Origin of the sequence: Sphingobium sp. EM0848, assembly GCF_013375555.1 — a bacterium.
In the GTDB taxonomy this organism is placed as follows: domain Bacteria; phylum Pseudomonadota; class Alphaproteobacteria; order Sphingomonadales; family Sphingomonadaceae; genus Sphingobium.
Genome location: NZ_JABXWB010000005.1, coordinates 1232537 through 1245427, shown reverse-complemented (window position 1 = coordinate 1245427; position 12891 = coordinate 1232537). Strand labels below are relative to the sequence as shown.

Genomic DNA, 12891 nt, shown 5'->3' with positions numbered 1-12891 from the left:
TCACTGAAGGCTGTTGCTGCAGGTTGCGATCACAACCGTTCAATGATTGTCACGTTACTGATCCCGCCGCCTTCACACATGGTTTGCAAGCCCCATCGCTTCCCCTCGGCGTGCAACGCATGGACAAGTGTCGTCATCAATTTGGTGCCTGTCGCACCCAGCGGATGACCAAGAGCAATGGCGCCCCCCTGCACATTCATCTTCGCCGGATCGGCCCCAAGGGCTTGCAGCCATGCCATGGGAATGGAAGCGAAGGCCTCATTGACTTCGAACAGGTCGATCTCATCCAGTTTCAAGCCCGCGCGATCGAGCGCCTTCCGCGTCGCTGGGATCGGTTCTTCAAGCATAACCACAGGGTCGCCGGCCGTCACGGTCAGATTATGAATGCGCGCCAGCGGCGTCAGACCATGCGCCTTGAGCGCACGCTCATTCACGATCAGAACGCCCGAGGCACCATCGGTCATCTGGCTGGCATTGGCCGCCGTAATCGATCCGCCTTCCACAATCGGTTTCACCTGAGCCATTTCCTCCAGCGAGGCATTGGGACGCACGCCCTCATCCCGGTCGAACAGGGCATCACCGAGCGTGAACGGCACGATTTCGGCCTCAAAAGCACCCGCGGCGATTGCCGCAGACGCCTTACGATGACTTTCCAAAGCAAACCGGTCCATTGCTTCGCGATCAAAGCCATATTTATCGGCAATCGCCTGCGCGCCGTGAAACTGACTGAATTTATCCACGCCGAACCGATCGAGTATCTTGCGACTCCATGGCCCGACGCCAAGGCCTGCTTGAGCATGCAGCGTGTAATTGGAGCCCATCGGCACCCGGGTCATGCTTTCAGCACCCGCCGCAATCACCATATCCTGGGTGCCGGACATGACCGCCTGCGCGGCAAAATGGAGCGCCTGCTGCGACGAGCCACATTGGCGATCTATCGTCACGGCGGGCACGCTTTCGGGAAGACACGACGCCAGCACGCAACTGCGGCCAAACGCAAAGGCTTGCTCTCCGGCCTGGCTGACACAACCCACGATCACATCGTCGATCGCCGCTGGATCAACGCCGCTTCTCGCAATCAGAGCGTCCAGAACGAGGCCGCCGATATCGGCCGGATGAACGTCAGCCAGCGCCCCCTTCCGTCGTCCACCCGCCGTTCGCCCAGCTGCTACGATATACGCTTCGGCCATTGTCTACTCCCAATCCCACTGTGATATCTTTCAAGACCCATAAAATTACGCCCGACTTCATCGCCTTCGTATGTCCGGCGACGATTCCATCCGGGTGCGGGCAGAAGTGGATCAACTCACATCTTGAACGTGACCCGGACACCATAGGTCCGGGGCGCCCCACCATAGGCTATATAGGCAAAATTCCGTGATTTTGTATCGGCATAGACCACATTGAACAGGTTTCGACCGAATAAGGAAGCAGTCCAGTTTCCATGATCAAATGTCAGATCAGCGTTCGTCAGTCCGAAGGCTTTCTGATCAAGTCCGACCGTATTGAGAAAATCCGTTGCATAGTGTGAACGCCAATCATAGGAGACGCGCAGGCTGGCCTTCCCTGCCAGCGAAGGAAGATCAGCCGTATAGACGCCAGCCAGATAGGCGGTCCATTTGGGTATCTTGATGAAATTCAGGGCAGTGGGATCGGTCACTCCCTGAATGGGAATTTCAAATTTGCGATATTTCGCATCGATATAGCCCAGATTGGCATCAAGCTCCAGCGCGCGAACAGGGCGAAGGGTGAATTCCGCTTCGACACCACGGATACGGGAATCAGCTGCATTGACGAGCGCCTGTACAACCGTAGCACCCGGCACCGTGACAACTTGCTGAATGCCCTTGTAGTCGGATTGAAACAGGCTGATATTGGCACGCAACTTTCGATCGAAGAAGTCGCTCTTGACCCCGATTTCATAGGCGCTGACCGTTTCAGGATCGGCCGGCCCGACGCCAACGCCGGTCGCATCGCTCGTCCTCGGATTGAAATTACCGCTGCGGAATCCCCGCGTGAAGCTGGCGAACAGCATGACCCTTTGTGCGGCCTGCCAGGTCAGGACCGCGCGCGGCGAGAAATTGTGCCAACTCTTTTCGGCGGAAAGCGAAGTCACCGTGCAATTTGTATAGCTCGCATCGGTGCATGGCGCCAGCGGCACATAATTGATGCTCTTCCTTTCACTGCTATACCGGCCACCCAGAGACAGTTTGAGGTCCGATGTGATGTTCCAATCGAAATTGGCAAACCCGGCATAGGCGTTTGTCACCTGATGGAAGCTGCCCTGGACATAGCCCAGCGCCGTCGGGGCGCCAGGTTTCCCCGTTGTCCGACGCCGCTCGATCACATCAGTAACCGAGCGAAGATAGAACACACCCGCTGTCGCATCGAGACCATCCAGAAGGGTGACATTGTAACGCGATTCAAGGCTATATTGCTCGTTCCGTTCGCGATTGTCAGGAAGGAGCAGTCCATCAAACGGCGTGCCGGCATTGTTGGTCGTCGAATTGTAGGTGATATGTCGATAACCAGCGACCGTCGTCAACTGACCGGGGCCGATTTCGTTTTCGAGTTCGGCGATCACATGCCCGGCGCGAATCCGCACATAGCCGACCTCACCGATATTCGTCGAATAGCCGCTTGAATCTGGCGTATAGCCAAAGACAGTCTCCGAAGGGGTGGACACAGCACCCGGCGGGGTCGCAAAATTTCTTGGCGTGGTGCCATCGTCATTATAGCGCTGATACTGGGTAAAGAGCGTCAGCCGCGTGGCGTCCGACATCTTGAACAGGAATGTCGGCTTGATGACCAGTTCATCGACATCACCAATATGGCCTGTCGCGTGACTAGAGCGCGCGCCGGTTGGATTACCAACCGACGGTACAAAAATACCGTTATTGGTATTTTCGATAGTACCGCTGTTCCGCCGGTAAAGCACCGCCAATTTGCCCAGGATATTGCTGGACCCCAATGGCCCCTCTATGCTGGCATTGGCGTTTACCTCATTGAAATTTCCGTAGGAAAGATCAAATCTCACGCCCGGTTCGTCCGATGGGCGGCGCGTCCGCAAGACGAAAGCGCCGCCGCTTGCATTTCGACCGAACAACACGCCCTGAGGGCCGCGCAAGATTTCAATTCCCTCAAGATCGAATGTCGAGACCACTGCTCCGGCCTGATAGGCCAACACCATCCCGTCCTGGACGATGTTGACGGCCGGGTCCACGCTACGGATCGACGATGAGAGGCCGATCCCACGTATCGAAAAGTTGGGAAAGCCCGGGAACGTACCCGTCGTATTCGTCTGCACATTAGGCGCGAGAGAACCGACGTCGAGCAAGCTGACGCTATTCGTTGACTGGAGCAGACGTTGATCGAGAGCGGTGATGGCGATCGGAACACGCTGGGCGACTTCACCCGCAGCCCGCTTCTGACCATAAACAATGATGTCCGGCACGCCATCTCCTCCAGCCGGCGGGCTCGTCGCTGTACCCGCAGCGCTCGCAGGCGCACCCGACGCTTCATTTTGCGCATATGCATTGGAACCTGAAAGAAACGGTGCAAGAAGAGCAGTCGTGATACAGAGAATTCTATTCTTCTTCATGATCCCCACCCTATTATCCACATTATTATTTGAAATTATCGATTATTATCGCCAAGCAAAAAGCAGAAAAGGCATCAATCGATGCGACACGCCAGTCCACAAAATCAGAAGAGCATAGGTGAATTTCAGGCGGCACAGCATCCGGCCGCAACACCAAGACAACCTCCCCTGCGCGGACTCGACCATTTCATGCATCGAGCAACTTGACAGCATGGATGCTACTCGGTTTTTGTGCCGACAGTCAACATTAAATTTTACATTCGGATTGTATTCGTCTTATACGTCGTTTATCAGACTCACGAGACAATAAATCTTCAAACGGCTCCACCTCGGGAAACAGCCGCTTGGGAAATAACGATTTTATGGTGGTTTCTGGACTCTCGAAAAGTCCGAATCTACGCCCCGCCGGCTGACAGGCCGACGGAATAGGAGATGGAGATAGCCAGGTGTTGCAAGGAAATGAATCTGCACCGGGATATTTCACTGCCGGCTTCCATTCGTCACTGTTTTTGAGTCATTTCTCCCCGGTAGCGTCTCTGGCGTCAGAAGATGCCTCCCACTCATGCCAGGCCGGCAGAATCGGATCGGCAAGCCAGCAAGCCCTCCTGCTCCGTCGAAACCAGGCTATGCAAATCAACGGCGTGCGCTTCTTCCCGCCTTGCTCTCGCTCTCCGAATGCAGAAAACAGGTTGAGCCAGTTCGAACATCACGGAGCAGTGCGGACATGATCTGGGCATTTGCGAAACAGCGACCCGTGCAACCAGACCGGATGCGAAACACGGCCTGGCAGATGGTCGCCATCCTGTGCCTTGGACAAATGCTCAATTATTTCGATCGTTCCGTAGTCGGCATCGCTGCCAAGGACATCATGCATGATCTTGGACTTACAGCGGCCGATTATGGAATGCTTTCGAGCGCATTTTTCGGTTTCTATGGCATATCCGGCGTGCTTGTAGGACTTATCCTCTCCCAGCGGATACGGCCGAGGGTGTTGCTGACCATCATGATCGCGATCTGGATGATCACCCAGTTGCCGATCATCGCCGCGCCCTCCTTCGGCATCCTTATACTGTGCCGCTCTCTGCTCGGCGCAGCGGAAAGCCCGAGCATTTCAACATCGGTCGCGGCTGCCCATGAATGGTTTCCGTCGGAAAGACGGAGCATTCCGACCGCGTTCGTCATGATCGGTCCTCTCTTGGGTTCGATCATAGCACCTCCGATACTCACTCCCATCATTGCCGCCTATGGCTGGAAGGCTGGCTTTCTTGCTTGCGGCCTGCTCAGCGCCGCAATGCTTGTGCTGCTGCTGGTGGCCGGGCGGGATGGCCCGGACTCCGCAATCGGACCTTCGGCCCCATATCCCAGGATGCGTAATGACGCCTCCACCAAAGTCTGGCGCCAACCCGCCATAGTCGCGGTGACCGCGGTCGGTTTTTCGACCTATTGGATCACCGCCTTTGCTGTCGCCTGGCTGTTTCCGCTGCTCGACATGGGCCTAGGCTACGACCGTCAGACTGCAAGTTGGCTGTGCTCAGGCGTCTATATTCTGGGCGCATTATTCCTTTTCGGATCCTCAACGCTTTCTCAGGCCGGGCTGAAGAAAGGTCTTTCCTTCCGGCACGCCGTTGTCTGGCCGATCGTGGTTTATCTTATCGCTGGCTCATCCGCCTTTCTGGCGACAATCGCTGTTGACGGACCGCTCGCGAAAGTGGTCTTGCTCGCAGTCGGCATAAGCCTGGCGCTTCCCGTAACCGGCCTTGTTCCCATCATCGTGTCCGCTATCGCTCCTGTGGAGGAACGCAACCGTATGCTGGTCGTCACATTGTCGCTGACCAGCCTTGCAGGCATGGTCGCCCCCTATGCCACCGGACTTCTGATTAACCAGCAGGGTTTTGCCGGTTATGTACCGGCTATCGCCCTCTGCGCGGCGATATTATTGACAGGCTCACTGATTGCAGCCTTCTTCCTCCACCCTGACAATTCGCTCGAGAAAGTTCGGCGGCAATCTCCTGACACGAACCCAACGGCTTTGCGAGGCACTTCATGAACGACTATATGAGCAACAAAGACGCGTATGACTGCTGTATCCAGACCGTCACACTGGCGTCAGTCTATATGGACGCCAATGACGCGGATGCCCTGGTTCAGCTCTTCACGGAAGATTTGGAATTCGTCCGGCCCTCTACCTATCCTGATGTCGCGATAAGAGGGCGCTCGGAGTTGCATGCTGTGGTGACGGAACGTGACCCTTGCATGGTGAGCCGTCATGTCGCCAGCAATATCGCACCTCGCCGGGTGGACGACCGGCATATCGTGGTGAAGTCTTATTTCACGCATTTCCGCGGATGGCGCGACGTGGACTCCATTCAGGCCATTCCCATCGATGATACACTTCGCTCCATGGGAGAATATGAGGATAGTTTCGTTCTTATCGAAGGGAAATGGCTGATTGCCCGCCGTGTGGCGCGCTTTCTGTTTGGCGGCCTGTAGGTCCGGCCTTCGCCGCGTGCCGGATTTTCATTATTTCGCCAGATAGCCGCCGTCGACGACGAGATCGGCGCCAGTTACATAAGAGGCTTCATCACTGGCAAGGAATGTAAGCGCCGGATAGAAATGACACCCCTCTGCTAGATAGAAATGACACCGTCGGGCGTCCTTAGCAGAGCTCGGTGGCATGGTCCTCCTGGCAGTTCGGGAGGACGCGCTTATGCCGGTGGTTGCGATGAGCGATGGCGAGCTTTTGCGGTTTGATACATTGTCACGTGTGGAGCGCGGCGAACTTCGGGTTGAGGATGCGGCGCTTCTGCTGGGATTGCAGCGCCGGCAGATTTTCCGGTTGCTGGAACGGTTGCGGACCGATGGTGCTTCAGGCCTGGTGTCGCGCAAACGTGGCCGGCCGAGCAACCGGCGTCACAGCGAGGCCTTTCGCGGGCGGATTCTATCGATCGTGCGCGAACATTATCATGACTTCGGACCCACCCTGGCCCGAGAATATCTGGCGGAACGTCATGCTATCAGCATCGGCTGCGAGACATTGCGGCAGTTGATGATCGAGGCGGGCATTTGGCAGGATCGCGCTGCCCGTCGTTCTCGGCCCTATCAGCCACGCCATCGGCGGGAGTGCCGTGGCGAGCTGGTCCAGATCGACGGCTCGGAGCACGCCTGGTTCGAGACGCGTGGTCCGAAATGCACGCTGCTTGTCTATATCGACGACGCGACCAGCGAGCTGCTGCATCTCAAGATGGTCGAGAGTGAAAGCACCTTTTCCTACATGGAGGCGACACGCGAATATATCGAGCGGCACGGCAAGCCGGTGGCCTTTTATTCCGACAAGCATTCGGTGTTCCGCAACGCCAAGGCGACGGCGAAGGGTGATGGCATGACGCATTTCGGGCGCGCGCTCGATGCGCTGAACATCGAGATCATCTGCGCCAACTCGCCGCAGGCCAAGGGCCGGGTCGAACGGGCGAACGGCACCTTGCAGGATCGCCTGGTCAAGGCGATGCGCCTGGAAGGCATATCGACGATTGCGGACGCCAACGCCTTTCTGAGCAGCTATCGCCTAACGCACAATGCGCGTTTTGCGCGCCCGGCGGCAGGCAGTCGTGATCTGCACCGCCCTCTGGCGCCGCGGGATGATCTGCACTCCGTCATGGTCTGGCGCGAAAAGCGGAAGGTGTCAAAGGCACTGACGCTGCATTACAACAAGATTCTGTTCATTCTGGAGCCGACTGCGATCAGCAAGGCCCTGGTAGGTAAGCGTGTCCACATCTGCGAATATCCTGATGGCCAGGTCGAGATCCGTCATGAGGAGCGCTCCCTTCCCTATCGCCTGTTCGACAAGATGCCCCGGATCAATCAACCTGCCATTGTCGACAACAAGCATCTCGACGCGGCACTGATGCTGGCGAAGCAGATCCAGGCGATGGCGCCGCATCACCGGCAGCGGAACAATAATGCGCCTGCCCGCCGCGACCAGCCCATGCATCTGTTCCCCGAGCCGGAAGCGCCGGCAAAGGTCGATCGCCGTCGCCTGGGCGGTCCCAAGCTCAAGCGTGGCCCCCGGCTCAGCGAGGCCGAGTTGCAGGCGCGGGGCACGCTGGAGTTTGTGAAGGCCCGCTGAGCCTGTCCGACCGGCGTTGACCGAGCCCGCTGCCTGCGCAGCGGGTCCATGCCCCTCCCCTCCATGTTCCGCTCACAGCAGGGCCTGCGCTGCGCTAAGCCGATGGCTCCACGCAGCCCCTGCTGTCCTCAAAGGTGTCATTTCTATCGGGGACAGAAAGTGCCTTTTCTAAACAGCAGGAACAAGGAACAAGGCAGCGGCGGCGACTTCTTCAGGCCGACCGCGTCGGCCCAGGGCCGTCCGCACATTGCGCTCCGCTCGAACCTGTTCGGAATGTCCGGCTGTCGCGGGCGTGTCGATCACCCCTGGCAGGATTGCGTTAACCCTTATGCCATGCGCACCAAAACTTGCAGCAGCATTACGCGTCATCATGCGCACGGCAGCCTTGGTGGTATGGTAGCCGGTCATATGTTCAACCGATACGATCCCAAAGATAGATGACAGATTGACGATCGATCCGCCACCACGCACAATCATCTGAGGAATGACCGCGCGCATCCCCAGGAAAACAGAAGTCTGATTCACGCGAATGACATCGTCCCAATCGCGAAGATCGACATCGGTAAGCGCCATAGTGGGACCACGAACACCGGCATTGTTGACAAGTATGTCGACGCCTCCGGTTTCCTCGCAGACAATTTCCATCAAGGATCTCCAGCTTTCCTCATTACCGACATCCAGATGATGGAACGCCATTGCTGGATCGAAGTCTCCTTGCGGTGCTGTTATGTCCGTGGCAAATACTCTCGCTCCCTCCGCCTGGAAGCGCTGTGCGATGGCACCACCAAGTCCGCCCGCCGCGCCGGTGACGATGGCGATCTTGCCCGACAAGCGATTTCCCTCAGCAGTCATCAATCCCTACCCCCGACATTGTGAACCGGCCATAGGCGCATATTCTCCAGATGCCGCCGATATGATGCCGTTGAATTTATTCATTACATACGTAAAGTATTTAACTGTGACAAGCCGACGAATCAACGGATAGGAGAGAGCAATGGAGGGAAAAATGTCCGCAGCCAATTTATTCTCGGCCACCAGCTTTGCCGGGCATACCGCTGTGATCACGGGCGGCGCCAGCGGCATCGGCCATGCCATCGCTCGGCAATTGGCAGAAATGGGCTGCGCGGTCGCCATCTTCGATCGCGACGAAGCGGCCGCAGCCAAAGCTTGCGATAAGATCGCAGCATATGGCAGTGACGTGCTGCCCGTCATGTGCGATGTGACGGACTGCGGGTCGGTGGACGATGCCATCGCGCGACTGCTCAACTGGCGTCCGGCAGTCGATCATCTCGTCAATAGCGTCGGCTCAGTCATCGGAGGGGATTTGTCCACGATCGGCCTCGACATGTGGCGACGCAGCTTCGCAGTCAATCTTGATAGCGTGCTGATCATGAGCCAGGCCCTCCATGCCAGGCTCGCCGCGAGCCCATTTGGCAGCATTGTCAATATTGCCTCTCTTGCCGGCAAAGGCGCTTATCCGAAAGGCGGCGGATATGGCCCCAGCAAAGCGGCGCTCATATCGCTTTCCTATCAGCTTGCCATCGAATGGGCATCGGCGGGCATTCGCGTCAACGTCGTCAACCCCGCCACCACCCTCACTCCATTGGTGCACCAGCTCCACTCTGCTGAATCGCTCGCACAGAGGGCCAGCACCATGCCACTGGGCAGATTGGTCGATCCGGAGGAAGTGGCGGCCATGGCCTGTTTCCTGCTCTCACCCGCGGCTTCCGCCATGACCGCGCAAGCCATTGATGTGGATTGCGGCATGAGCCAGTCGCTCGTCACCGCTATTAAATCGCGAGTGTAGTCGGCCTTCATCATCATGGCAGGCTGGAACATCGCGCAAAAGGTTGAGAACTCGCAGATGTTCACCGCTACTCTGTGCGACCAGCTCCAAAGACCTTTCAAAAGGCTACCGATAGCAGAAAAATAACGGCCTCCGCCTGAAGCGGAAGCCATTTCCATGATTGCCGGCAATAATCGGGTTGATCAGGCGACGAGCGCCTTCACCTTGTCGGTCATGATGGAGACACGAGCGGTCAATGGCTGGAGCACTTCACTGCCCAGCTTGATCAATGCTCCGCTGTTCTTGGCCGATTCCTTGGTGAATTCATCAAAGCTGGCGGAAAAAAACTGGCTCTGCAAATGCAAGAATTCGGCCGGGGTCTTCACGCTCAAGAAGGTCTTGATCGATGCAGTTGCCTTTTCAAAACTCTTACGTCCATAATCGACAGCTTCCTGACCCATGCTTTCGAATCCTCCGTTTACGATCTTCCCGGATTCGATCAACGCTTCGACATTTCCCTTGGCAATATCTCTCAATTCCTCAACCGCCTTGGTCGATTTTTCGACGCTGATTTTTGCCTTCTCGTTCAGTTCGATATAGACTGCATCGAACTTGGCCTTGGCTTCTTCGATGAACTTTTTACCGGTTTCGATCACATCATTCATCAACTTGCTTCCTTCTATGGTGGGTCCTCATCTGGATTCTAATGGCTCAAGAGAGCGGCGACGATTTCGGACGCTCTGAAATGAAGGATCGAAGCCAGACGAAATCACGACCCCACACCGCATCACCAAACAGCGATCCGGCTGCACAATATCAACGGGGCGCCATGCGGATCGCACCGTCGAGCCGGATCGTCTCCCCATTCAACATCGGATTTGCAATGATCGCAGCGACGAGATCGGCATATTCTTCGGGTTTCCCGAGACGGCTCGGAAACGGCACCTGCTTGCCGAGCGAAGCCTGCGCTTCTTCAGGCAATCCGGCCAACATCGGTGTCCAGAAGATACCAGGCGCAATCGTGCAGACGCGGATCGCCGCCCCCGCAAGCTCACGGGCAATCGGCAATGTCATGGCGTGAACACCACCCTTCGAGGCTGCATAGGCGGCTTGGCCGACCTGCCCTTCGAAGGCGGCGACCGAGGCGGTATTGATGAACACGCCCCGCTCCTCGCCAACAGGTTCGGCCGTCACGAGGCGTGCGGCGACCTTCGAGATCAGGTTGAAGGTGCCCAGGAGATTGATTTCGAGCACCTTGCGAAACTGCTCCAGCGCGTGCGGTCGGCCATCCTTGCCGATCGTCTTCTGCGCGATCGCAATACCCGCGCAATTGACAAGGATTCGAGTCGCGCCATGCGCCGCCTCCGCTTCCGCAACCGCCTGAGCTACGCGCTCGTCATCAGTCACATCGACGCTCGCAAATCGCCCGCCGATCTCGGTTGCCAGCTGCTGTCCCGCATCCGCGTTAAGGTCGAACAGGGTCACCCGAGCGCCCAGGCCAGCCATACGCCGGGCTGTGGCACTGCCCAGTCCCGATGCTCCGCCCGTTATGATGACGCCGCTATTCTTCACATCCATCACCGCACCTCTCTATTCAACCGGCAAGGCCGAGGATCGACTGCATCGCCCCAGAAAGCGCCGCAGCAAGGTCACCGCTCGCGTCGGCACGGCGCCAGGCGACGATATGATCGGGCCGCACAAGGACGGCGCCATTCTCGTCGGTGCCGGCATATTGCGCCCACCATCCATAGGGGTCTTCATAGTCGCAGAAGGGACCGATCGACGTCACGCCAATCTCCACACCCGTTGCGACAGAGGTTTCGCGTGCGGCTTCCCGCCATGCTTCGCCTCCCGGACCGGTGAACAGCATGAAGCGGCCTTTGCCCGCCACGTCGAGCGTGGAGATTTTCGTCCCCGGTGTCCGGCGGGTCAGCCAGACATGCGGCACCACGGCACCCGGTCTGGTGCTGGGCCGATAGACGAGTTCGGGGTCGCCATCGATCACCGGCTCCGGGCTGCCATCGGGAAGAACCGCGCCCGATTCATAGGCGCGCGCCATCTCCACACCATGAGCGTGATACTCATATTTCATCCGATCCACTTCGGCGCGCAGCGTCGCGCGACCTTCAGGCGTATCGAATACAGCCGCATGCTCTTTGGGGCCCATGACCGTGCGCGTGCCGCCGCCCAGCAGGTCCCAGACCCGGTTGTTCTGGAGGAAGCTCTTGTTGGCGCGCGCCACGATCTGCTTGCCCACCGGCTGGCGCTCGGCCTCATAGCTGTCGAGCAGCGAAGAAGCCGCCTTGCCCTGCACGACCAGAGCCAGCTTCCAGGCGAGGTTGAAAGCGTCCTGAATACAGGTATTCGACCCAAGGCCGTTCGTCGGTGGATGCCGATGGACGGCATCACCCATGCAGAAGACCCGCCCCTGGGCATAGCGTTCGGCATAAATGTCGTTGATCGTCCACATGGATGTCGAGAGAATCTTGATCGGAAGGCTGTCATTGCCGATCGATTCCCGAATGCGCTGTTCGAAATCCTCCTCGGTCGGTTCGGGCTTGCCGGCCGCCTGGGGGACGATGAGGCCAACCAGCCACTGGTTCCAGGGCTTGACCATGCGGAAGACCGCGACAGGCGCCCAATAGGAGCTGCCCGGCTGAATGACGCTGTAGAGCGAGCCATGGCGATGCTCGACATAGGCCGAAAGGTCAACGTCGCACAGAACATTGAACACATTACCCAGACCGTGCTGACCGATCAGGGGCAAGCCGAGCTGCTCGACGATACGGCTGCGCGCGCCGTCGGCACCGACCATATAGCGCGCCTTCACGGTAACGGCCTGCCCGCTCAGTCGCTCCACGATGATGGCGGTCACACCATCATCATCTTGGTCAAACGACTGCAACTCCCAGCCGAAACGGACATCGACACCGATATGCGCCGCTTCCGTCACCAATATGGGCTCAAGCCGGGTTTGCGGCAGATCGCTCATCCGGCATGGACTTGCTGCGGCATAGTCACCGCTGCGGTGAGGATCATTGCCCCACGACCAGGTTCTGGCCAGTTCTTCCCCCGCCATGCTGCGCAGCCAGAAACTATGTTCGATATGCGCGCCGGGCGAACCGAGCTGCATACATTGCTGCTCAAGACCGGCATCGCGCAAGGCTTCCATCGCGCGCTGATTGGTGATGTGCGCACGGGGCGTTTCCGCCGTTCCGCCATGGCGCGAAATCATCAGGGTCCGGATTCCCTGCTTGCCAAGAAATACGGAGGTTGCGGCACCTGCCGGACCTGCGCCGACCACGAGCACATCGGTTTCAACAATCTTCGACATTCATGGCCTCCCAACATATCCTCTCATTCGGCCGATTTCCGCCTGGT

9 protein-coding genes and 1 pseudogene are annotated in these 12891 nt (G+C 57.9%); 4 read left to right on the top strand and 6 right to left on the bottom strand.

The window, feature by feature from the left end; genetic code table 11:
• Positions 1-29 precede the first annotated feature (29 nt).
• Both HUK73_RS23775 and HUK73_RS23770 read right to left on the bottom strand, forming a co-directional pair.
• Positions 30-1190, bottom strand: coding sequence for an acetyl-CoA C-acetyltransferase (locus tag HUK73_RS23775; protein ID WP_176594235.1), 1161 nt, complete (start codon positions 1188-1190; stop codon positions 30-32).
• 116 nt (positions 1191-1306) lie between these two features.
• Complete coding sequence (locus tag HUK73_RS23770) at positions 1307-3601, bottom strand: TonB-dependent receptor (RefSeq protein ID WP_176594234.1); 2295 nt, start codon at positions 3599-3601, stop codon at positions 1307-1309.
• A 724-nt stretch (positions 3602-4325) separates the two neighbouring features.
• On the opposite strand from HUK73_RS23770, the gene HUK73_RS23765 reads away from it, so the two are divergent.
• The 3 genes from HUK73_RS23765 to HUK73_RS23750 all read left to right on the top strand — a co-directional run bounded on the left by HUK73_RS23765 (position 4326) and on the right by HUK73_RS23750 (position 7724).
• Entirely contained in the window at positions 4326-5648 is a 1323-nt protein-coding gene (locus HUK73_RS23765; RefSeq protein ID WP_176594233.1) for an MFS transporter, read from the top strand.
• Positions 5645-6091, top strand: a complete 447-nt coding sequence (locus tag HUK73_RS23760) for a nuclear transport factor 2 family protein (RefSeq protein ID WP_176594232.1) — start codon at positions 5645-5647, stop codon at positions 6089-6091. Before HUK73_RS23765 ends, HUK73_RS23760 begins: the two co-directional genes overlap by 4 nt.
• Positions 6092-6308: 217 nt before the next feature.
• Positions 6309-7724: an ISNCY family transposase gene (locus tag HUK73_RS23750; protein ID WP_176592847.1), complete on the top strand. Its 1416-nt coding sequence runs from the start codon at positions 6309-6311 to the stop codon at positions 7722-7724.
• 168 nt (positions 7725-7892) lie between these two features.
• Here the strand turns inward: HUK73_RS23750 and HUK73_RS23745 are convergent, their stop codons facing one another.
• Positions 7893-8555: an SDR family NAD(P)-dependent oxidoreductase gene (locus HUK73_RS23745; RefSeq protein WP_176594231.1), complete on the bottom strand. Its 663-nt coding sequence runs from the start codon at positions 8553-8555 to the stop codon at positions 7893-7895.
• 175 nt (positions 8556-8730) lie between these two features.
• Here HUK73_RS23745 and HUK73_RS23740 point away from each other — a divergent pair, with 175 nt between their 5' ends.
• Positions 8731-9531: an SDR family NAD(P)-dependent oxidoreductase gene (locus tag HUK73_RS23740; protein ID WP_176594230.1), complete on the top strand. Its 801-nt coding sequence runs from the start codon at positions 8731-8733 to the stop codon at positions 9529-9531.
• A gap of 182 nt (positions 9532-9713) precedes the next feature.
• Here the strand turns inward: HUK73_RS23740 and HUK73_RS23735 are convergent.
• The 3 genes and pseudogenes from HUK73_RS23735 to HUK73_RS23725 all read right to left on the bottom strand — a co-directional run.
• Positions 9714-10199 (bottom strand): annotated as a pseudogene (locus HUK73_RS23735) (phasin family protein); the annotation flags it as partial.
• Between the two features lie 127 nt (positions 10200-10326).
• Positions 10327-11088, bottom strand: coding sequence for an SDR family NAD(P)-dependent oxidoreductase (locus HUK73_RS23730; protein ID WP_176594228.1), 762 nt, complete (start codon positions 11086-11088; stop codon positions 10327-10329).
• A gap of 16 nt (positions 11089-11104) precedes the next feature.
• Entirely contained in the window at positions 11105-12844 is a 1740-nt protein-coding gene (locus tag HUK73_RS23725; protein WP_255326521.1) for an FAD-dependent monooxygenase, read from the bottom strand.
• Positions 12845-12891 lie beyond the last annotated feature (47 nt).